Here is a 21,139-nt window from a genome sequence, read left to right as displayed (position 1 = left end):
CTCATTCACTCCTTCAATCATTCAACATTCAATATGAGCGTAATAAAAGGATTTACAACTGCATGGCAGGGTTTAACACTAACCCTGAGGCACCTTTTTGCGCCCAAGGCTAAGCGCCAGGTACAAACCGTTGCGGCCGATAACTATTTCAAAAAACTGGAAGAGGGTACCAACACCATCCAGTACCCAAAACAGGAGCTGCCGGTTCCGGAAGTTGGGCGTTATCAACTGGATGTGGAGATGGATGATTGCATAGTGTGCGATTTGTGCGCCAAGATCTGTCCGGTTGATTGTATCAGCATCGAGTCCATCAAAGCTACAGAGTCCATCGGTCAAACATCTGACGGTACTACCAAACGCCTTTACGCCGCCAAGTTTGATATTGACATGGCCAAGTGCATGTATTGTGGCCTGTGTACCATTGTATGCCCAACCGAATGCATTACCATGACCAACCAGTATGACCGCAGCGTGCCGCTGCTGGACATGCTGAATTATAAATTCTCAGACATGTCGCCTGAAGAAGCCGCCCAGCATCGCGAAGCTTTTGACAAACAACAAGCCGAACGAGCCGCCGCTAAATTGGCCGCCCAGCAAAACAAGGGAGGACAAGCCTGATGACGATGTTTATCATCTTGTTCTGGGTAATGGCGGTAATCACCATAGTGCCTGCGCTGTATATTGCTTACAGCAGTAACCTGGTACGCAGCATCTTTATGTTTTTCATTACGCTGTTCGGTCTGGCTGGGCTGTACGTTTATGCCATGGCAGATTTTGTGGCCATCACCCAGATCGTGATCTATGTGGGCGGTATCCTGGTATTGATTCTGTTTGCCTTCATGCTCTCGGGCCGGGAAACTTTGGAGCGTTTGCAACAATCGCCGGTTAAATTATTCAATCTTAAAAAGATACCAGCATTGTTGGTATCGGCAATGTTCCTCATCGTGCTGGTCAATGTGATCTTAAAGGCTAATGTGGATAATCAGGCATGGATTACCCGCAATATTCAAGCTCACAACGTGATTGCTACGACTGACATTACTACAGATAACATCGGCATCAATCTCATGACCCGTTACCTGTTGCCTTTTGAGGCGGTTTCAATTTTATTGTTGATGGCTTTGATTGGCTCGGCCCATTTGTCCAGAAAGGAGCAGGTACAATGATGATCGGTCTAACTCACTTTCTGTTGATCGGCGCCGTGTTATTTTGCACTGGTCTGTTTATGGTGGTTACCAAGAAGAACGCCATACAAATATTGATAGGTATTGAATTGATGCTGAACGCGGCTATCCTGAACATGGTAGCTTTCGGTCGTTTTGATAAGATGAATAATGGCGGACAGTTGATGGCTATATTTTCCATTGTATTGGCCGCAGCTACAACGGCGGTGGCGCTGGCGATTATCCTCAATGTGTATCGCCGTTATAAAACCATCGATCCGGATAAATTGAACCAATTGAAAGACTGATATATATGAGAAAGTTATTGATGATCTTATTGCTATGCCTGCCTTTCGCTTTGCGGGCGCAGAGCACTAATCAGGGGCATGCAAATGTTTCGTTACCTGATAATGTGCTTTACATTGTAGATGGTAAGGAAGGTACGAAGGATGCATTGAAAGCTATTTCGCCGAATGACGTATTAACAGTAGAGGTTTTAAAAGAATCGGCGAAGGCCAAATATGGTGAAAGAGGCGCAAATGGTGTTGTTATTATAACTACCAAGCCGTATGCCGTTAAACATTATCAGGAAGTTTTCCGCTTGTTTTCTGATGATTTGGAAAGCTGGCTGACCAGTCACGGTGCCGACGATGCGCAGTTCCATTATTATGTTGATGGTGAAGAAGTGCAGAATGCCAAAGATGACGGTATCCTTAAACTTTATCACTTAGATAAAGACAAAATAGAGAACGTAACCTTTGTGCAAGACGAGCCTGAGGGCAGCAAGTACTCTGCAAAAATTAAAATAGAAACTAAAAAGTAATTGGTAACAGCGCTATCACCGGCAAATACGCAGCTAATTTACCTGGCCTTAGGGGCCGTGGTAATGCCTTTTGCTGCCTTTCTGATAAACTTTTTGCTGCTGGGCAAAGGCAGCAAAGCCGCCGGGTGGGTGTCTGTACTGGCCATTGTACTGAGCTGTGTTTGTGCCATAAGTCTGTTTAGCAAAGTTTGGAACGGGCCGGAGATTCATATCAAAACCATCTGGTTCACTATTGGCGAAACCAATGTTTATGCTGGGCTGTGGCTCAATAACCTGTCGGCTGTAATGCTGGCCTTAGTTACGCTGATTGCCGTTCCGGTGCATATTTATGGCACCGCCTATATGAAGGGCGAGCCTAACTACGGTCGATACTTCACCTACCTCAGTTTCTTCTGTTTCAGCATGCTGGCGCTGGTGGTGGTAGATAACCTGGTGCTGTTGTATGGTTTCTGGGAACTGGTTGGTTTCTCCAGCTACCTGCTCATTGGTTTCTGGAACACGCGCGATAAAGCGGTGCAGGCCAACAAAAAAGCATTCATTATTAACCGTATCGGCGATATAGGATTGCTGGTGGGTATCCTGATCATCTTTGTACAGTTCCGCACGTTTGATATGACGGAGCTGTTCCGTCAGAACGGTTTGATCTCGCAATCGCTGATGCAAGGTGGTGTTTGGGTATTCCATACTGCCGCGATGCCTGCTGTTTGGCAATATGTGGCTGCGGTTGGTATCATCATGGCCGTTGCTGCAAAATCGGCCCAATTCCCGTTACATACCTGGTTACCTGATGCGATGGAAGGCCCAACTTCAGTTTCGGCACTGATCCATGCCGCTACCATGGTGGCTGCTGGTGTTTTCCTGTTGGGGCGAGTTTATCCATTGTTCAATACTTATGAGCTGAATGCGTTGGCCATCATTGGCTGTTTTACCGCATTTATGGCAGCGACTATAGCACTTACGCAGGACGATCTGAAACGCGTGCTGGCTTATTCAACCATCTCTCAATTGGGCTTTATGGTGCTGGCTATGGGTATTGGCGCTTACTCATCGTCGTTGTTTCATTTAATTACCCACGCTTTCTTTAAGTGTCTGTTGTTCTTGTGTGCGGGTGTCATCATTCACGAGATGCAGCATATTAAGGACGAGTACGATTTGGATATCGATCCGCAGAATTTACTCTACATGGGCGGCCTGCGTAAAAAGATGCCGCTAACCTTTGTGGTGTTTACCATTGCTGCCGGTGCGCTGGTGGGCTTGCCGTTTACATCGGGCTATCTTTCTAAAGACGGTATCATTGTGCAGGCCTTTGAGTGGGCGGCAGGCAAAGAAGGATATTTTATGCTGATCCCGGTTTTTGCGTTAATCAGCGGAGCGTTAACGGCGTTTTATGTGGCACGTTTGTTCTTTAAAGTTTTCTTTGGCGAGCTGGAGATTGTGCGCATCAATCCACACATCAAACCACATATTAGCGATGGGGGATGGGCTTATAAAGGTCCGCTGGTATTTCTGGCTGCCTGCTGTTTGTTTCCGGTTTTTTCGGGCAACCCATTTTTATACGAGGATGCCTGGCTGATGAAAGGGTTGGGCGAAGCCGTACACATGGAGCGTATGAATATTTATCATACCATTGTGCCGGTGGCCGTAACGGTGTTTAGTGTGTTTTTGATCTATTGGGCTTATGCCGTTTATATACAGCAGCGTAAGCTGGTATTCCCGCAGCATAATCCGCTGTTCAGGTTTTCTTATAACGAGTGGTATATAGACAGGTTTTACCGCAGGGCCGTTGTTGCCCCGGTATTAGCCTTAGGTGGCGGGTTGTATGGGGTAGACAGAAACGTGATTGACGGATTTATCGGTCTGCTGCAAAAACTGATATTAAGTTTAGCTGATGTAACCGCCTGGATAGATAAACACCTGATAGATGGTTTCTTACACCTACTGGCGTTTTTGGTGCGCAGCATTGGCAACTTTGCGCGCAGCTTTCAAAACGGGCGCGTACAATACTACCTGCTGAGCATGCTGGCTGTAATAGCTGCCTTTTTTATTTACAAGATATTGATGTGATTTAATGAACATATTAACCTTACTCATATTTCTGCCCATACTGTTTGCTCTGGTGATAGCGGTTTTGCCGTCAACCATGCGCAACAGCTTCCGTTACATTGCCCTGCTGGCCACTTTGCTGCAGTTGGGACTGAGCGTGTGGATGTACACCCAGTTTAAAACAGGTGCTGCGTTTGCCGGTGTTGACAAAGAGGCCGGTTATCAGTTTGTGCAGAAACTGCCCTGGATAAACCTGAAACTGGGTGCCGATAGCGCCCTGCAGGTAGATTACTTTGTTGGGGTTGATGGCATCTCGATCGTGCTGCTGGTCATGTCATCCCTGGTGATGGTGGTTGCGGCCCTTTCAAGCTGGGAGATTAAGAGTAACCTGAAAGGCTTTTTTGTGCTGTTCCTGGTACTGGATATGGCCGTGATGGGGGTGTTCTGCGCGCTGGATTTCTTTTTGTTTTACCTGTTCTACGAGTTGATGCTGTTGCCGTTATACTTCCTGATTGGTATGTGGGGCGGCGTGCGGCGTGAGTATGCGGCCATTAAGTTTTTCCTGTATACGTTGTTCGGCTCGGTATTTATGTTGCTGGTGATGATTGGTTTGTACCTATCAGTAAAAGATCCGGTTACCGGTCACCATACCTTTAATATGCTGCAGATGATGAATCCGGCTAATTATGAGCAGGGTTCGATCTTCTCAACGCTGACGCATTATACGCTGTTCGGCGTGCCGGCACGCACCTTAGGCTTTATCATCCTGTTTATTGCCTTTGCTATCAAGGTGCCAATTGTACCGCTGCACACCTGGTTGCCGGATGCGCACGTGGAGGCGCCAACCCCGGTATCTATCATCCTTGCCGGGGTGTTGCTGAAGATTGGTGGTTACGGTATCATCCGTATCTGCGTAAGTATGTTCCCTGATGTGGCTGCCCAAGGTGCATGGTGGATAGGACTGATTGGCGTGGTATCTATATTATATGGTGCGCTGAATGCCCTGGCGCAACGCGATCTGAAACGAATGATCGCTTATTCATCTGTATCGCACATGGGTTTTGTGCTGCTGGGTATTGCCTCGGCTACGCCTGAGGGTTTGAGCGGTGCGATGATGCAGATGGTGAGCCATGGTTTCTTATCAGCCATGCTGTTCTTCCTGGTGGGTGTGGTTTACAACCGCGTGCACGATAGGGATATCTACAACTTCCGTGGATTGAGTACGCTGATGCCGCGTTATACTGTTTTTGTAATGATCGCCTTCTTTGCCTCCTTGGGTTTGCCGGGTTTCTCGGCTTTTGTGGCCGAGGCTTTCTCGCTGGCCGGTGCGTTTAAATCTGCCAGTTATAATGGTTTTGTGCCGCAGTGGATGGCCGTCTGTGGATCGGTAGGCATTTTGCTGGGTGCAGCTTATTTCTTGTGGACGTTGCAGCGCATGTTTTTTGGTAAAGAATTATTAAAAGGTGGGGAGGTCTGGAAAATAGCCCTGACCGACCTGAACGTACGCGAAACCCTGGCCCTGCTGCCAATGGCCCTGATTGCCTTGGGGCTAGGCATTATGCCATCGCTGGTTTTTAGCAAGGTTAATGATACTGTGTTGGCGCTGGCCGATATCACCAAACACCTGATTAAATAATAATGCGCGAACTGCTGCCATATATCACCAATCAGCTCGACTTTACGGTTGACAGTCTGCATTATTTCATGCCAGAGATTTACCTGGGCGTTCTGTTTTTGCTGGTAATGGTAACCGACCTGCTTTACTGGAAACGCCTGCCCGGTCTGTGTCGCATTATAGCTGTTTTAGGTATGCTGGCCGTTTTGGCTCAGGATATAGTGCAACTGCAGATCCCTCAGCAAAAGATGCACCTGCTGTTTGGCGGTATGCTGGTATTGGGTTTTGCAGCAACAAGGTTTAAGCTGATTATTGATATATTGACCATTTTGCTGCTGTTCTATTTTGTATGGGACAGGCAATTGAAAGCCCACCGCAAAGGGCTGACTGATCTTTACAGCATCGTTATAGCGTCGGTTCTTGGGTTGCATTTAATGACGATGGCTACGCATCTGTTGTCCATCTTCCTGTCGATAGAATTTGTGTCGCTGGCCTCCTACCTGATGGTTGGTTATAAATCAGAGAATGGCGTAAGCGCCGGCGCTGGTTTAAAATATGTGCTGTTTGGGGCGGCAGCCTCGGCAGTGATGCTGTATGGCATCTCGCTGTTGTACGGATTTACCGGATCGGCAGAGGTGCTCTCTGTGGAGTTCTTCAATGGCTTATCTGGTATTAACGCCCTTAGCGCAGGATTAGCCCTGGCGCTGGTGCTGGCTGGTATTGGCTTTAAGCTTTCTTTTGTGCCAATGCATTTCTGGGTGCCCGACGTATACGAGGGCGCTGCTACTCCGGTGACGGCTTACTTATCAACCTTGCCTAAAATAGCGGGCTTTGCGTTGCTTATTAATTTTCTTCGTCCTTTTATTTATTACCATTGGCAGGGCTTTGACATGATGTTGCTGCTATCAGTCCTTGGTGTAGTAACGATGATTGCCGGCAACTTTGCAGCAGTGATGCAGCGCAATGTGAAGCGCATGTTAGCCTATTCCAGTATCGGTCATACCGGCTTTGCTTTGATGGCAATTGTCACTTTCAAGCAGGAAGAAGTAACCGGCTTAGTTTACTACCTGCTGGTTTATGGTGTAGCCAATATTGGAGCATTGATGCTGGCCTCATACTTCCATAATATTACAGGCGCAAACCAGACAGAAGATTACAAAGGGCTCGGCTTTAAGTTGCCTGCCGCGTCGGTTTGTTTTGTTATTGTGCTGATATCGCTGACCGGTTTGCCGGGTACTGCCGGTTTTATTGGCAAGTTGCTGTTGTTTAAGTCTACCTATAGTGCGTGGCAGTTGCAGCATAACCCATGGTTACTGGCGCTGATGGGTACAGGCGCGCTTACTACCGTAGTTGCTTTATTCTACTACATTAAAATTCCTCTTAACCTCTTTGTAAGAAAGACGGAAGACAATCACGAATACCAGATCATGAACCAGAGTCTGCTGATTGTTGCTATTCTGATCTCGGTTTTCCTGGTATTTGCCGGACTTTTCCCCGATTTAATCACTAAGTATCTGTAAAAGCAGATGATTTCGGCGTTTTTTAGGCAAGCGATGGCCAATTTGGGTTATTTCGGTTGCATTTAAGCGTTCTTATACTCTTTGTAGGCGAACCGTTATTCTGGTTTCTTCGCTTATTAATCAATGTAACTTATTGGTTTTCTTAAGTATATCAGAAATAGCAATATCTGAACCATTTTACCGACTGTTTGGTGCTTTGGGGTGTCAATATTAAGAAAAGTGAAATTTTGACTGTAAAAAACGGGGTTTGGTTAATTAAAATTTACATATTTCAATTCAAAGGCATCAAATTTTATAAAATGATGATCTATATCATATAATTTCAAAAACTTTCGTAATTTTCGCGCTTCAAATTATCGTATACCCCACATATATGAAAAGATTTATACCGTTTATTTTAGTACTATGCATTTTAGTGCTTTCTTTCTGCTTTCCCGGCATAGAAGTACATAATTCTGCAACCTCAACCATCAATCCTGCCGATACAGCCTGGATGATCACCGCAACAGCGCTGGTTTTGATCATGACACCCGGTCTGGCGTTCTTTTACGGCGGTATGGTGAACAAGAAAAACGTGATCAGTACCATGCTGCAAAGCGTGATCTGTATGGTGATTGTTACCGTGATGTGGATGATCTTTGGCTTTAGTTTAGCTTTTGGTGATAGCATCCACGGCGTTATTGGCGATCCGCGTACGTTTTTTATGATGAGAGGTATGCTGGGCAACCATGTTTGGAAAATGGCACCTACCATTCCAATCCTGCTGTTTGCTATGTATCAGCTTAAGTTTGCCATTATAACGCCTGCGCTGATTACCGGTGCGTTTGCAGAGCGTATCAACTTTAAATCATACGTCATCTTTTTGGTCCTGTTCTCGATATTCATTTTCTCTCCGCTGGCGCATTGTACCTGGCATCCTGACGGCCTGCTGGCCAAAATGGGTGTGCTTGACTTTGCCGGTGGTACCGTTGTACACATGTCGGCCGGTTGGGCTGCATTGGCATCGGCGCTGTACTTGAAAAAGAGAAGCGAGGTGACCCATACACCGGCCCGTATTACTTATGTAATTATAGGTACCGGTTTGTTATGGTTCGGCTGGTTTGGTTTTAACGCAGGTTCGGCCTTTGGCGCTAATACGTTAGCGGTAACTGCTTTGGCTACCAGTATGTCTGCCAGTGCGGCAGCAGGTATCACATGGATCTTCTTTGATGCTGTACGCGGTCGTAAACCATCGGCTATGGGCACTTGTATTGGCGCAGTAGTTGGTTTGGTTGCTATTACCCCGGCGGCGGGTTTTGTATCGGTACCACACTCGTTGGCTATCGGTATTATCTCGGCTATTGTAAGTAATCTGGTGGTTGAGTGGCGCACCCGTACTGCTATTGACGATACGCTTGACGTATTCCCTTGTCATGGCGTTGGCGGTTTAACCGGTATGTTATTAACCGGTGTTTTTGCTCACAAGAATATCAATCCAGGTAACACAACCGGTAACGGTTTGTTCTTTGGTGAAGGTCACCTGTTTATGGTGCAGCTAGTGGCTCTGGTAGGTGTATCTATCTTTGCATTCTTCGGGTCTTTACTGTTGTTAAAGATTACCGATATGATCCACCCGTTACGTGTGTCTGCTGAAGACGAGAAACTTGGTCTGGATCTTAGCCAGCACGGCGAAAAATTGTAACCGTTCTTTATTGTTTTAACATATGATCCGGAGTAGGCTGAGGCTTGCTCCGGATTTTTTTTGAACCAGGATTTATGAGGATGCTTGTCTTTTCGTCATTGCGAGGAACGAAGTAATCTCTGCATACGCTAAGCGGATATGCAATTTCTAATGTCCTGTACAGAGATTGCTTCGTTCCTCGCGATGACGTGGTTGAGATTTCTGGCATCCCGTAAAACCCTAAAGAGTCTCATAAATCCTGGCTCAGACATTCCTGATTCAAGACTATCTTCTCACCCATCCTCACAGCAATATCGCTACCATCGGCAAAGAAGACCGACACAGGCTCCCGCTTCAGCCATGGCTCAAAGGCTGGGCCGTACAGGGAGGTTACGTCGGCATCGAAAATATAGTCGGTGGCATCACCTGTGTTCCAGCTGATGTGCTCTACCTGATACTCCATGGTTTCGCTATCACTCAATTTGTTGTAACCCCAGTAGTGATCAAAAATGAATTCCTCGGCACTACCAGATTGGATAGGTTTGCGCGTGTTGTTAATGGTGGCACCAAGTTTATTCCAACGGCCGTTTAGTTTCCACTCGTAGAGGTATTGAGTATGGTTGGCGTCGGTCGGGGTAATCGTATGTCGCATAGGGAGCGCTCGGTAATGTTCCTTATATAGATTATTGGCAATGAGCGCAATCATCGGTTTAGGGACAATCTCGCTTACAAATACAGCGCCGCGTTTCCATTCGGTACCGTCAAAATATCTGACGTAGAAACGTAGATTGACTTCCTCGAAATTAGTATGCAACGGCCAGCTTACGTTGATTACCTTGGTTTGATGAAATAGGAAACCTACCATGCTTACCAAGGCTTTTCCCTGCCAAAAGTCAAGTTCGGTACCAGGAGGTAAGTAAGGCATTAAAATATCAGGATCAACCTCGTAGTTGATCATCACTAAATTAAGCCATTGTGCTTTGAGAAATTGACGTTTAGGCATGTTGACGAGGTGAAAGGTTAAAGGCGAAAGGTAAGGAATCTACCAATAAAACAAGAACTTGCTGATCTCGCTTTTGTGCGTTTAAATCCTGTCAATCCTAAAAACGGCGGAGCCTTCTTGAGCACCTATTAAAAACAATTAGATATACGAAAAATCTTATAAATCCTGGTTCAGACTTACTTCTTATAATACCTCATCGCCTCACTCATGTGCGCCTCAATGTCATTAATACGGGTTTGATCTGTAGGGTGGGTGCTCAGAAACTCGGGAGTGCCATTTTTGCCCAGGGCGGCCATGCGTTGCCAGAAGGCAATGGCGTTATGCGGATCATACCCGGCCATGGCCATAAAGGTTAGTCCGAGGCGGTCGGCTTCTGACTCCTGACTGCGGGAGTATTTGAGCAGTGCCAGATTACCGCCTACACCGTATAGCTGGCTAACGATGGCTTGGGTGGCTGATGACTGTCCGCTGGTGGCTACGCCGGCAATGCCGCCGCCTGCTTGTACAGCCAGTTGCTGTGAAATGCGCTCTGCAGAGTGGCGTGCAATAGCGTGACCAATCTCGTGGCCCATTACAGTGGCCAAACTGGCGTCGTCTTTAGTTATCGGCATAATACCGCTATATACGGCTACCTTGCCGCCGGGCATACACCAGGCGTTTACCTCGTTACTTTTAATCAGGTTAAACTCCCATTTAAACTGGTACCTGTTGCCGTAACCGGTTTGCTGCAGGTAACGTTCAATAGCCGCAGCTAATTGAGCGCCTACACGCTTTACGCGTTCGGCATCTGATGTGTTTTTGATAACCGTTGTTTTGGGGTCAGACAGCAGCTGAGTATAACTTTGGGCTGCCGATTGATTTACCTGATCGTCTGAGATCAAGCTCAACTGTTTGCGGCCGGTAAGCGGTACGGTTGAGCAGGCGTATAAGAAGAGCATAACAATGGCCATAGCCATTACCTTGCGCAGATTTTCCATAAGCTAAACTTTAAACTGTTGTAGTTTTCTTTTTAAACAGGTTTACTTTAGACTCTTTGCCCTTGAGCAAACGCTCGATATTTTTTTGATGCGTAACCAATATCAGTACGCAAATACACATGCCATAAATAATAACCGAACGCACATGCACCTGAAAAACAAACGTAACGCCTATCAGGTACGTAAAGCCGGCTATAATAGAACTCAGCGATACATAGCGGGTAATGAGCAATACAATAATAAATACCACAACGCATAGCAGCGCCGCTTGTAAATGTATAGCCAATACCATGCCGCATAAGGTAGCAACACCTTTGCCGCCTCTAAAACCTGCAAATATTGGGAAGAGGTGCCCCATTACCGCAGTTATACCTAGAGCTAACTGATAGTTAGTAAACCCTACGGAATGAACGCTGCCAATGGCAGACAGGGGTAAAAAGAAAGCAAGATTGGTGGCTGTGAAGCCTTTAAGAATATCAATGAGCATTACCGGAATGCCTGCTTTTTTGCCCAGCACCCTGAAGGTGTTGGTAGCCCCGGCATTGCCGCTGCCATACTCGCGCACGTCTATGCCGTAGAAAGCCTGGCCTAGCCACACCGCAGTAGGGATAGAGCCGCACAGATAAGCCAAAATAAGTGCTGAAACGGAGTAGACAGATATCATCTCACCACAATATTACTAAAATGATCGCTCAAAAACTACTAATAATTACTGTTTAACGGCTTTGAGGCTCAGATCGAGGCTTTTAACCGAATGGGTGAGAGCGCCCATAGATACATAGTCAACACCACAGTCGGCATAATCGCGTACGTTTTCTATGGTAATGCCGCCGGATGCCTCTGTAATGTAGCGTCCTTCTATCATGGCTACGGCCTGTTTCAATACATCAAACTTAAAGTTATCCAGCAAAATGCGTTGTACGCCGCCGGTGCTCAGTACCTGTTCCAGTTCTTCCAGGTTACGCACCTCAATTTCAATATCAAGCTTGCGACCGGTATCTGCCAGGTATTGTTTAGCGTTGTTGATGGCATTAGCGATGCCGCCAGAATAGTCTACATGGTTGTCCTTAATCAGGATCATATCATACAAACCAAAACGGTGATTTACGCCACCGCCAATTTTAACGGCCCATTTTTCAAGATAACGCAGGCCCGGAGTGGTTTTGCGGGTATCAAGTACTTTGGTGTTGGTGCCTTTCAGCACGTCAACCACCTCGTGGGTAATGGTGGCAATGCCGCTCATTCGCTGCATACAGTTGAGCACTAATCGCTCGGCTTTCAGAATGCTGTGTGTACTGCCTTCTACCTCTAAAACAATGTCGCCAACTTTTACCTGGGCGCCGTCGTTAATAAGGACGTTGACCTTTAGTTGAGGATCTACAATAGCGAAGATCTCTATGCTCAGCTCAACGCCGGCCAATACGCCGTTGTCTTTTACCAAAAGTTTGGCTTTGCCAGTAGTGCCCGCCGGAATGGTAGAAAGCGAGGTATGATCGCCATCGCCCACGTCTTCAGTCAGGGCGTTTATAATGAACTGGTGTATGAGTTGCTTATCCAAGGTGTTGTTTTGCTAAAGGCGCAAAAATAACAACAATTGGGAGTTTATTATGCTTTTTCAGTTTCAACTCTAAATTCATCCAGCAAAAACTGGGCACCGCTTTGTTTAAATGATACCGATACGCGGTAGTTGCCGGTGCTGCATCCCACTAAAATTACTCCAAATTTAATTTTAGGGTTAGAGTCTATCCGGTGAAGTACTTTGACCGTTTTAATAGGATTTTTTTTGAAGAAACTTTCTACCGATGCCAGTGCCTTGGTGCCTGAGAGCATGTTTTCGTCATCCATCAACGTTACATCTACACTACCAGCAAACAGCTTGCCCAGTTCAGTAAAATTGCCGGTTTTAAGCAGTTCGGCAGTGCGGTCTACCTGATCTGCAAGGGCGGTAAGCGTGGCGGGCAGGATAAATAGAAGGAGTAACAGTTTCTTCATAAGATTGATAAGTGATTAGTGTGGCTGGTTAAATATTAAGCGTTGCGTAGTCCTCTTAATTGGCCTCATCCCAACTCTTCTCAAAAGGCGAAGGAGTTACAAGGATAAATTCAAATCCTCTCTTTTGTCCGAAGGACTCCGTTGGAGGAGAGAGGATTTAGGTGAGGCTAATAAAGCAGTTTCATCAAAGCGCTTTTCTAGATCCACGTTAAATATATATAATTAACGTAATATAAGGCCCTAACGCGACAAGCAATTTTTATATTTGCGCCGTGGAACAACAGAAAAAAGTCGCATTACTTATATTAGATGGCTGGGGTTACGGCCGTCACGACGCATCAAACGCTATCTTTAACGCTAAAACGCCATTTTTTAACTCCCTGCTGGAGCAATATCCAAATTCAAAGCTTGAGGCATCGGGCATGGCCGTTGGTTTACCCGACGGACAAATGGGTAACTCTGAGGTAGGACACATGAACCTGGGTGCAGGCCGTGTGGTTTACCAGGAGCTGGGCCGCATCCACAAAGCTGTTGAAGATAAAGAGCTGGATGAAAACCCGGTAATTAAAGACGCCTTTAATTATGCCAAACAAAATAATAAAGATGTACACTTTATCGGGCTTGTGTCTGACGGTGGCGTACACTCGCACATTAAACACCTGAAAGGTTTGTGCGATGTTGCCGGTCGTTATGCTTTGCCCAACGTTTATATCCACGCATTTTTAGATGGACGCGATACCGACCCCTATAACGGGTTGAAATATATAACCGATCTGGAGCATTACACTCAGGACACCAATGTTAAAATAGCCTCGGCCATTGGTCGCTATTTTGCAATGGACCGCGATAACCGCTGGGAGCGCGTACGCAAAGCCTATGACCTGATGGTGAACGGCGAGGGCGTGCATGTACAGAAGGTTGCAGATGGTATTGTTGAATCATACGCGCACGAGGTTAGCGACGAGTTTGTGGAGCCGATTGTTAGGGTGGATGAAAATGATCAACCCATAGCCGTAATAAAACCGGGAGATGTGGTGTTGTGCTTTAACTTCCGTACAGACCGTGGTCGCGAGATTTCATTAGCTTTAACGCAGAAAGCGTTTCCTGAGCAGAACATGCACCCGCTTGATCTGCGTTATATCACTATGACACCGTATGATGAAACGTTTAAAAACGTGCAGGTGGTGTTCCACAAAGATGACCTGACCAAAACCCTTGGCGAAATTTTGCAGGATGCCGGTAAAAACCAGATCCGCATTGCCGAGACCGAGAAATATCCACACGTAACGTTCTTCTTCTCGGGCGGTCGCGAAAAAGAGTTTGCTAATGAGAAGCGCCTGTTGGTGCCATCGCCAAAAGTGGCTACTTATGATTTACAGCCAGAGATGAGCGCCGAAGGCATCAAAGAGGCGATTTTGCCTGAACTGGAAAGCCACTGGGCCGATTTTATCTGCCTTAACTTTGCCAATACCGATATGGTTGGCCACACAGGCGTGTTCAGCGCTGTAGTAAAGGCTGCCGAAACAGTTGATGCTTGCACCAAAGCAGTGGTTGAAACAGGCCTGAAAAATGGCTACTCATTCATCATCCTTGCTGACCACGGTAATGCAGATTTTATGATTAATGCTGATGGTTCGCCAAACACAGCACACACCACTAACCTGGTGCCTTGTATTGTGATTGATAAAGATGTAACCGCTGTGAAGGATGGTAAGCTGGGCGATGTTGCCCCAACCGTGCTCAAAATGCTCGGTGTTGCCATCCCCGAAGAAATGACAGGCAATGTGCTGGTATAAAATATTAAACATACGCCCCTCTGCTAACAAGAGGGGCTTTTTATTGCTGTTAATTGCCGGTATCTTGATGGCAGCTACTGGCTGCAAACCTGATATTAAAGAAACCGGTAAAGCAGCTTACTTTGATATAGCCGGCTATTTTAAAGGCCAGACAGCGGTGCTCACCAAGCAAAATCCGTTTGTAAATAAAACGGCTATACACAACGGCGCATCGCAAACCAGGAAGGTGCAGATTGGCAATTGGGAGGGTGAGTTTGAACAATTTATCAAGTCAGACATTAATAAGCCTGCCTGGCGCCAGAGTTATGTTGTTAACCAGGGTAAAGGTCTGACGGTTTACAAAGCCAATAACCCGGGGCTGAAAACGCAAAAAATCATCCTCAAACAGAAGGATGGCAAGCTGGTGTGGATTTATATTTATAACCATGACAAGAACCTGCTGTTTGAGAGCTATGAAGATTTGGCTTACTACCCAGACTCCGTTTACACGATCAAGAAATGGCAGCATGTGAAGTTGATGGGTGTGAACAGGTATGAGATTAGGGGAGAGGTGGTAAAGTAAGAGAAATTGTTGCCGTAGAGCCACATAATTGTGGCTCATTCTGGTTGTGAATAAAGCATGCCGGAGCCACAATTATGTGGCTCTACGTATATTCTGGGAAAACTAATCTCTGATTAACTAATCACTAACGCCGCAGGCGCCTCAATGATGGCCAAGCGCAGTGGCCAGTTTTTCTTTAGATACCGCTATGAGCGACTCAATATCGGCGCGGGACGGATCACTGGCTAATACTTTCATTAAATCGGCAACAGAAGCTTTGAGGGCATTAATGCCGCGGGTTTGATCGGTCTGTTTGTTGCCCGCCTGTAGTTTAAATACGCCGTAATCGCGGTAGGCAATGGCCCGGTTCTGGTAGTATTTCATATCAGACGGGTCAATCTCTATAGATCGGGTAAAATCGGCTATAGCGCCCAGCATCCACTTTTCTTTATCAATGTTTGATGCTTGTGCGTCTCTACCCAGGTAGGCTTTGGCTCGTGCGCGATAGTAGTAGGCGGTGCCGTCTGCCGGCTTAATAGCAATTACTTTGGTATATGCAGTAACAGCTTTTTTATAGTTTTCGTTATGGTAGTAGGAGTAGCCCAGCATCCAGAGGGCGTTGGCATTGGTAGAGTCTACCACGCAGGCTTTTTCCAGATGATTGGCCGCCGTTCGGAAATCGCCGTTCATCAAAGCCTGCTGACCTAATTTAACATAGGCGTTCTGGGCAACTGTGTTGTGTGCAGCCGCGGTAATGATCAGACATGAAAGTACAACTGAGAGCCTCATCAATTAGATCAACGTGTTAAACAAAAGTCAATTATATTAACTGTTGTATTTGCAAATTATTATGTGGCAGTCCGGATTTTTTACCAGATATTCTTCTAAAATACCCCTCAATACATCCTACTGACTTTTTTGCACGTCAATTATGCGTTAAATTTTTCACACTGTCAAGGTTGTTTGCTGTAAAAGGCACTTCATCAGGGTTTTGTATTTTAAAAACGTAAATTGCCGGTGATTTGCACAACTTGGCATACCAATTGAAACATAATGTAATTGCAGCCGTACACACGGTATAATGCAGTTTTAGTTAGCCTGCGCACACTCAGGCTGACATTTTGACGTTTAACCACAGAAAGGTTTAATTAATGAGTTTCAATCCATTTGATATAAACGCTGCTCTCCCTATCATCAATGAAGATTCTGAGTTTTTCCCTCTGATGTCGTCTGAGGATGAGGAGGAGATGAATAATGAGCAGATACCTGACATTTTATCTATTCTACCCCTACGTAATACCGTTTTATTCCCCGGCGTAGTAATGCCTATTACGGTTGGCCGCGATAAATCCATCAAACTAATTCGCGATGCCAATAAAAAAGACCGCATAATTGGGGTAGTTTCTCAACAGGATGTGAGTATAGAAGACCCTGGTTTTGATCAACTGAACCAAATTGGTACAACCGCTCTCATCATCAAGATGCTGCAAATGCCCGATGGTAATACCACCGTGATATTGCAGGGTAAAAAGCGGTTTACATTGGGCGAAGAGGTGCAAAGCGAGCCTTACATAAAAGCCACTATCACACCTTTTCAGGAAGTTAAACTGAAGGAAGATAAAGAGTTTAAAGCCATGGTATCGTCTATTAAAGACATGGCCATGAGCATTATTCAGCTATCGCCCAACATTCCGAGCGAAGCCGGCATTGCTATCCGCAACATCGAAAGCACATCGTTCCTCATCAACTTCATCTCATCAAACATGAATGCTGATATGAGCGTGAAGCAAAAGATGCTGGAAACGTTTGATCTGCGTGAACGGGCCAAGATGGTTCTGGAGCACCTGACTACCGAGATACAGATGCTGGAGCTGAAAAACCAGATTCAGAACCGTGTTCGTACCGATCTGGACAAGCAGCAGCGTGATTACTTCCTGAACCAACAGCTTAAAACCATCCAGGAAGAACTGGGCGGCAACACGCCCGATCTGGAGGTAGAAAGCCTGCGCGACCGCGCTGTTAAGAAGAAGTGGGCCAAAGAAGTAAACGATCACTTTAACAAAGAGATAGAAAAACTGGTGCGGATGAACCCCGCTGCAGCCGATTACTCGGTACAGATCAACTATCTTGAATTGCTGCTGGATTTGCCATGGAACGAGTTTACCAAAGATAACTTTGACCTGAAACGTGCCCAGAAGATTCTGGACAAAGATCACTTCGGTCTGGATAAAGTAAAACAGCGTATTATTGAATACCTGGCTGTGTTGAAGCTGAAACACAACATGAAAGCGCCTATCCTGTGTTTGGTTGGCCCTCCGGGTGTGGGTAAAACATCGCTGGGTAAATCTATCGCTAAAGCATTGGGCCGCAAATATGTGCGTATGGCGCTAGGCGGTATTCGTGATGAGGCCGAAGTTCGCGGTCACCGTAAAACTTACATTGGTGCCATGCCGGGCCGTATCATTCAATCTATCAAAAAGGCCGGTGCAGCTAACCCGGTATTTATTCTGGATGAGATTGATAAGGTAGGTAATGATTTCCGCGGCGATCCATCGTCAGCTTTGTTAGAGGTACTTGACCCAGAGCAGAACAGTACTTTTTACGATCATTATGTAGAGATGGATTTTGATCTGAGCAACGTAATGTTCATTGCTACCGCTAACTCGTTAAGCACCATACAGCCAGCGTTGATTGACCGTATGGAGATCATCGAGGTAAACGGTTATACTATTGAAGAAAAGATAGAGATAGCCAAACAGCACTTATTGCCAAAACAGCGCGAGGCCCACGGCGTAAAAGCCAAAGACGTATCGTTAAAGAACGATGTGATCGAGAAGATTGTGGAAGAGTACACCCGCGAGTCTGGCGTACGTACGCTGGATAAGCAGATTGGTTCTGTGGTGCGTGGCGTAGCTAAAAGCATCGCTCTGAAAGAAGAATATAGCACCAACGTCAATAAAACAGACGTAGAGCGTTTTTTGGGCGCGCCTATATTTGACAAAGATTTGTACGAGGGCAACGATATTGCAGGTGTAGTAACCGGCCTGGCCTGGACACAGGTGGGCGGCGATATCCTGTTTATCGAGTCGAGCCTGAGCCCGGGTAAAGGCAGGCTAACGCTGACCGGTAGTTTGGGTGACGTGATGAAAGAATCGGCCACTATTGCCCTGTTCTATCTGCGTGCACATGCGACACAATTCAATATCGATCCAAAACTGTTTGATCAGTGGGATGTGCATATCCACGTGCCTGCGGGAGCTACGCCAAAGGATGGTCCGTCTGCCGGGGTAACTATGCTTACCGCATTAACGTCAGCATTCACCCAGCGTAAAATAAAACCACACCTGGCTATGACCGGAGAGATTACCCTGCGCGGGCGCGTATTGCCGGTAGGGGGTATTAAAGAAAAAATACTGGCAGCCAAGCGTGCAAACATCAAAGAGATCATTTTGTGCTCTAGCAACCGCAAGGATATTCTGGAAATTAAGGAAGATTACATCAAAGACCTCACTTTCCACTATGTAAAGCAAATGCACGAGGTAATTGACCTGGCGCTGCTGAATGAACAGGTTGATGACCCGCTGGATCTGACCGTTCGGGAAGAAAAAGTGGCCGAAAAATAAGAGTATAGGGCTTTTTTGGTCGGAAGACACCTTTAGGGAGTGATTATTTTGATTGATAAGAGCAACTTTACAGGTCAGACAATAATGGTTTTACAAAACAACCATTATAGCTTTACAAGATAAATTAGAGGGCCGGAACATTTCCGGCCTTTTTTTATCTTCGGGTCTCAATCAACTGAATGAAAACTTTATACATTAGCCTGCTGGTCTGTTTTTTATTTGCCGGTTCGGCTTTCTCGCAAACGCGTGTTAACGAAGCCGGGTTTCAGACAGAGAACGATTCTTATCTGGCCCAGGGCTCAGACCGTTATTATACTAACGGCATATTTGTTTATTATCGTCATGCGCTAAAGCTTAGCGACAGTTCTAAACTGAAGAACAAGGTGCTGGGTTTTGAAGCCGGACAGCGGATGTACAATCCGCAATCGGCCTCTATTCCGGATATGAAGTACGTGGATCGGCCATTTGCCGGCTACCTGTATGTTGGCGCCAATCTTAACCTGTTGTATCAGAATGAAAGTAATCTTAAACTGGGCGCGCAATTAGGCGTGGTGGGTTCAGGGTCTGGCGCATACGAGATTCAGCAGGATATACACAAATGGTTTGGCTTTTATCCGCCCCAGGGTTGGGAGTACCAGGTGCATGATGGTATCGAGATCAATCTTTCTGCCGAATATAATCACCTGCTTGCACGTGGCAAAGGCATTGACCTGACGCTTAACAGTTATGCAAACCTGGGTAATGGTTTTGACGGGTTGGGCGTTGGTCCGCTGTTGAGATTGGGAGACTTTAACCAACTTTATAACTCCGTAAGCACGCAAAGCACCGTTAGCAGGTTAAACAAGAACTCGTTATTGCACCCCAAAGAAATTTTCTTTTATTATAAACCGATGTTAAACTATGTGGCTTATGATGCCACGGTGCAAGGAAGTTTATTTGGCGATCATACCCAATACCCCAATGAAATATTATTAACCCCCAATCGATTGGTTTTCAGTAATCAACTGGGTGTGTCTTATGCGCCTGGTCGTTGGGTGATTGATGCTTCGGTCATCTTTCATACTAAAGACGTGAAGCAAATGGTGAAGGCTCATCAGTGGGGATCGGTTACGTTATTGTACAGGTGGTAGTTACCCCACCCGGCCTCCCCGAAGGGGAGGGGCTTTATGGTTTTGATTTTAAAGTTCCTCCCCTTCGGGGAGGTTAGGAGGGGTGAAGAGTCAATAATCAAAGTCCTTCTTCCTGGTGGCTTTTTTAGCCGAGTGCTGTTTCTTATTGTCCAAGCGTGCGGCTTTGGTGGCTTTGCTTACTTTGGTTTTCTTGCGGGTTTTAGGGCGTTCTAGCGCTTTGGTAAGCAATTGTACTAATTTTTCTAAGGCAATCTCTTTGTTGAGGAACTGGCTGCGTTCTTCATCGCAAACTATTTGCAGCAGGCCATCTTTGTTAAATCGCGAACCGAGTTTTTCGGTAAGACGTTGCCTTTCTTCGTCGGTAAAAAGCGAGGTGCCGGCCAGGTCAAACAACAGTTCAACCTTGGTGGCTACTTTGTTTACATTCTGGCCGCCTTTACCGCCACTGCGCGATGTTTTGTAGGTGATATCTTTTTGTAGATCGTTTTTTGCAGGTATCATAAATCTGTTCACCCTTTGGGGCGATTGAGGGATTAAAGGTCGGTGGTTTTTCGTAATTTTGGCACAATGAGCAATAATATTGTCGTAGCGATTGATGGCTACTCATCTTGCGGAAAAAGTACGCTGGCTAAAGCGTTGGCCAAGAAACTGCATTTTATTTATGTTGACAGCGGAGCCATGTACCGTGCCGTTACGCTTTATTTTTTGCGCAATAAGATCGATCTGCATAGTCATGATGCTATTATGGATGCCTTGAAAAATATCCACCTTAACTTCCACTCGCGCGATTATCAGACACACATCACCCTGAATGATGAAGAAGTATCTGACGAGATCAGGCTGATGCCGGTTTCAGAAAACGTGAGCGCGGTTTCGGCCATTCGCGAGGTGCGTCATGAGATGGTGCGCCAGCAGCAGCGCATGGGCAAATCAAAAAACATAGTGATGGATGGTCGTGATATTGGTACGGTAGTGTTCCCACATGCCCAGGTAAAACTGTTTATGACGGCTGATCCTTATGTACGCGCCGAGCGTCGCTATAAAGAATTGTCACCTAACAATCCAGACATCAGCCTGGAAGATGTTTTTGAGAACCTGGCCCACCGCGATTATCAGGACACCACCCGCGAGGAAAGCCCGCTTACCCGTGCGGAGGATGCCATCATCTTAGATAATACCGACCTGACGCCTGACGAACAATTGCAGTTTGCGATTGATAAGATTACGCCTTTTTTAAAGAAATAATTACCCCA

Annotated in this window: 20 protein-coding genes; 13 read left to right on the top strand and 7 right to left on the bottom strand. The window is 46.1% G+C overall.

Features of this window, described 5'->3' with window-relative positions:
* The first annotated feature begins 33 nt into the window (after positions 1–33).
* The 8 genes from ABZR88_RS15750 to ABZR88_RS15715 all read left to right on the top strand — a co-directional run bounded on the left by ABZR88_RS15750 (position 34) and on the right by ABZR88_RS15715 (position 8,845).
* Positions 34–618, top strand: a complete 585-nt coding sequence (locus ABZR88_RS15750) for a 4Fe-4S binding protein (RefSeq protein WP_107826417.1) — start codon at positions 34–36, stop codon at positions 616–618.
* Positions 618–1,166, top strand: a complete 549-nt coding sequence (locus tag ABZR88_RS15745; RefSeq protein ID WP_107826418.1) for an NADH-quinone oxidoreductase subunit J — start codon at positions 618–620, stop codon at positions 1,164–1,166. Before ABZR88_RS15750 ends, ABZR88_RS15745 begins: the two co-directional genes overlap by 1 nt.
* The gene (gene nuoK, locus ABZR88_RS15740) at positions 1,166–1,471 is read left to right on the top strand and encodes an NADH-quinone oxidoreductase subunit NuoK (protein WP_107827085.1); all 306 of its coding nucleotides are present in this window, start codon (positions 1,166–1,168) and stop codon (positions 1,469–1,471) included. The genes ABZR88_RS15745 and nuoK overlap by 1 nt, the downstream gene beginning before the upstream one ends.
* Before the next feature lie 5 nt (positions 1,472–1,476).
* Entirely contained in the window at positions 1,477–1,986 is a 510-nt protein-coding gene (locus ABZR88_RS15735; protein ID WP_107826419.1) for a TonB-dependent receptor, read from the top strand.
* A complete protein-coding gene (locus tag ABZR88_RS15730; RefSeq protein ID WP_245916955.1) occupies positions 1,987–4,050 on the top strand; it encodes an NADH-quinone oxidoreductase subunit L in 2,064 nt (687 codons plus the stop codon).
* A gap of 4 nt (positions 4,051–4,054) precedes the next feature.
* Positions 4,055–5,665 carry a NuoM family protein gene (locus ABZR88_RS15725; RefSeq protein ID WP_107826420.1) on the top strand — a complete coding sequence of 537 codons (1,611 nt, stop codon included), beginning with the start codon at positions 4,055–4,057 and terminating at the stop codon, positions 5,663–5,665.
* Positions 5,666–5,667: 2 nt separating this feature from the next.
* On the top strand, positions 5,668–7,164 hold the full coding sequence (locus ABZR88_RS15720; protein WP_107826421.1) for an NADH-quinone oxidoreductase subunit N: 1,497 nt from the start codon (positions 5,668–5,670) through the stop codon (positions 7,162–7,164).
* Between the two features lie 373 nt (positions 7,165–7,537).
* Positions 7,538–8,845 carry an ammonium transporter gene (locus ABZR88_RS15715; protein ID WP_107826422.1) on the top strand — a complete coding sequence of 436 codons (1,308 nt, stop codon included), beginning with the start codon at positions 7,538–7,540 and terminating at the stop codon, positions 8,843–8,845.
* 229 nt (positions 8,846–9,074) lie between these two features.
* On the opposite strand, the gene ABZR88_RS15710 is transcribed toward ABZR88_RS15715, so the two are convergent.
* The 5 genes from ABZR88_RS15710 to ABZR88_RS15690 form a co-directional block, all read right to left on the bottom strand.
* Entirely contained in the window at positions 9,075–9,827 is a 753-nt protein-coding gene (locus ABZR88_RS15710) for a YqjF family protein (protein WP_107826423.1), read from the bottom strand.
* A 176-nt stretch (positions 9,828–10,003) separates the two neighbouring features.
* Complete coding sequence (locus ABZR88_RS15705; protein WP_107826424.1) at positions 10,004–10,804, bottom strand: M48 family metallopeptidase; 801 nt, start codon at positions 10,802–10,804, stop codon at positions 10,004–10,006.
* A 10-nt stretch (positions 10,805–10,814) separates the two neighbouring features.
* Positions 10,815–11,468 (bottom strand): glycerol-3-phosphate 1-O-acyltransferase PlsY, encoded by a 654-nt coding sequence (gene plsY, locus ABZR88_RS15700; protein ID WP_107826425.1) that lies wholly within the window; start codon positions 11,466–11,468, stop codon positions 10,815–10,817.
* A gap of 45 nt (positions 11,469–11,513) precedes the next feature.
* On the bottom strand, positions 11,514–12,362 hold the full coding sequence (gene nadC / locus ABZR88_RS15695; RefSeq protein WP_107826426.1) for a carboxylating nicotinate-nucleotide diphosphorylase: 849 nt from the start codon (positions 12,360–12,362) through the stop codon (positions 11,514–11,516).
* A 47-nt stretch (positions 12,363–12,409) separates the two neighbouring features.
* Positions 12,410–12,796, bottom strand: coding sequence for a DUF4783 domain-containing protein (locus ABZR88_RS15690; RefSeq protein WP_107826427.1), 387 nt, complete (start codon positions 12,794–12,796; stop codon positions 12,410–12,412).
* Positions 12,797–13,068: 272 nt separating this feature from the next.
* Between ABZR88_RS15690 and gpmI the strand changes: the two genes are divergently transcribed.
* Positions 13,069–14,592, top strand: a complete 1,524-nt coding sequence (gpmI, locus tag ABZR88_RS15685) for a 2,3-bisphosphoglycerate-independent phosphoglycerate mutase (RefSeq protein WP_107826428.1) — start codon at positions 13,069–13,071, stop codon at positions 14,590–14,592.
* Positions 14,593–14,659: 67 nt separating this feature from the next.
* Complete coding sequence (locus tag ABZR88_RS15680) at positions 14,660–15,154, top strand: hypothetical protein (RefSeq protein ID WP_146166440.1); 495 nt, start codon at positions 14,660–14,662, stop codon at positions 15,152–15,154.
* Between the two features lie 141 nt (positions 15,155–15,295).
* Here ABZR88_RS15680 and ABZR88_RS15675 read toward each other — a convergent pair whose 3' ends face one another.
* Positions 15,296–15,922 (bottom strand): tetratricopeptide repeat protein, encoded by a 627-nt coding sequence (locus ABZR88_RS15675; protein ID WP_107826430.1) that lies wholly within the window; start codon positions 15,920–15,922, stop codon positions 15,296–15,298.
* A 362-nt stretch (positions 15,923–16,284) separates the two neighbouring features.
* Between ABZR88_RS15675 and lon the strand changes: the two genes are divergently transcribed.
* On the top strand, positions 16,285–18,756 hold the full coding sequence (gene lon / locus ABZR88_RS15670) for an endopeptidase La (protein WP_107826431.1): 2,472 nt from the start codon (positions 16,285–16,287) through the stop codon (positions 18,754–18,756).
* A 179-nt stretch (positions 18,757–18,935) separates the two neighbouring features.
* The gene (locus tag ABZR88_RS15665; RefSeq protein ID WP_107826432.1) at positions 18,936–19,886 is read left to right on the top strand and encodes a lipid A deacylase LpxR family protein; all 951 of its coding nucleotides are present in this window, start codon (positions 18,936–18,938) and stop codon (positions 19,884–19,886) included.
* Between the two features lie 90 nt (positions 19,887–19,976).
* Here ABZR88_RS15665 and arfB read toward each other — a convergent pair whose 3' ends face one another.
* Positions 19,977–20,387, bottom strand: a complete 411-nt coding sequence (gene arfB / locus ABZR88_RS15660) for an alternative ribosome rescue aminoacyl-tRNA hydrolase ArfB (RefSeq protein ID WP_107826433.1) — start codon at positions 20,385–20,387, stop codon at positions 19,977–19,979.
* A 66-nt stretch (positions 20,388–20,453) separates the two neighbouring features.
* Between arfB and cmk the strand changes: the two genes are divergently transcribed.
* A complete protein-coding gene (gene cmk / locus ABZR88_RS15655) occupies positions 20,454–21,131 on the top strand; it encodes a (d)CMP kinase (RefSeq protein WP_107826434.1) in 678 nt (225 codons plus the stop codon).
* Positions 21,132–21,139: the final 8 nt, after the last annotated feature.

The sequence above is a fragment of the Mucilaginibacter yixingensis genome, assembly GCF_041080815.1.
Lineage (GTDB): Bacteria > Bacteroidota > Bacteroidia > Sphingobacteriales > Sphingobacteriaceae > Mucilaginibacter > Mucilaginibacter yixingensis.
This window is presented reverse-complemented; position numbering and strand designations above follow the sequence as displayed.

What these genes read in the sequence shown, in the direction of transcription:
- ABZR88_RS15735 (WP_107826419.1), top strand. Translation starts at nt 1,477, where the DNA reads ATGAGAAAGTTATTGATGATCTTATTGCTATGCCTGCCTTTCGCTTTG.
- ABZR88_RS15665 (WP_107826432.1), top strand. Translation starts at nt 18,936, where the DNA reads ATGAAAACTTTATACATTAGCCTGCTGGTCTGTTTTTTATTTGCCGGT.
- ABZR88_RS15710 (WP_107826423.1), bottom strand. Translation starts at nt 9,827, where the DNA reads ATGCCTAAACGTCAATTTCTCAAAGCACAATGGCTTAATTTAGTGATG.
- ABZR88_RS15675 (WP_107826430.1), bottom strand. Translation starts at nt 15,922, where the DNA reads ATGAGGCTCTCAGTTGTACTTTCATGTCTGATCATTACCGCGGCTGCA.
- ABZR88_RS15750 (WP_107826417.1), top strand. Translation starts at nt 34, where the DNA reads ATGAGCGTAATAAAAGGATTTACAACTGCATGGCAGGGTTTAACACTA.
- ABZR88_RS15680 (WP_146166440.1), top strand. Translation starts at nt 14,660, where the DNA reads ATGGCAGCTACTGGCTGCAAACCTGATATTAAAGAAACCGGTAAAGCA.
- lon (WP_107826431.1), top strand. Translation starts at nt 16,285, where the DNA reads ATGAGTTTCAATCCATTTGATATAAACGCTGCTCTCCCTATCATCAAT.
- arfB (WP_107826433.1), bottom strand. Translation starts at nt 20,387, where the DNA reads ATGATACCTGCAAAAAACGATCTACAAAAAGATATCACCTACAAAACA.
- plsY (WP_107826425.1), bottom strand. Translation starts at nt 11,468, where the DNA reads ATGATATCTGTCTACTCCGTTTCAGCACTTATTTTGGCTTATCTGTGC.
- ABZR88_RS15720 (WP_107826421.1), top strand. Translation starts at nt 5,668, where the DNA reads ATGCGCGAACTGCTGCCATATATCACCAATCAGCTCGACTTTACGGTT.
- ABZR88_RS15745 (WP_107826418.1), top strand. Translation starts at nt 618, where the DNA reads ATGACGATGTTTATCATCTTGTTCTGGGTAATGGCGGTAATCACCATA.
- cmk (WP_107826434.1), top strand. Translation starts at nt 20,454, where the DNA reads ATGAGCAATAATATTGTCGTAGCGATTGATGGCTACTCATCTTGCGGA.
- ABZR88_RS15705 (WP_107826424.1), bottom strand. Translation starts at nt 10,804, where the DNA reads ATGGAAAATCTGCGCAAGGTAATGGCTATGGCCATTGTTATGCTCTTC.
- nuoK (WP_107827085.1), top strand. Translation starts at nt 1,166, where the DNA reads ATGATCGGTCTAACTCACTTTCTGTTGATCGGCGCCGTGTTATTTTGC.
- ABZR88_RS15725 (WP_107826420.1), top strand. Translation starts at nt 4,055, where the DNA reads ATGAACATATTAACCTTACTCATATTTCTGCCCATACTGTTTGCTCTG.
- ABZR88_RS15690 (WP_107826427.1), bottom strand. Translation starts at nt 12,796, where the DNA reads ATGAAGAAACTGTTACTCCTTCTATTTATCCTGCCCGCCACGCTTACC.
- ABZR88_RS15715 (WP_107826422.1), top strand. Translation starts at nt 7,538, where the DNA reads ATGAAAAGATTTATACCGTTTATTTTAGTACTATGCATTTTAGTGCTT.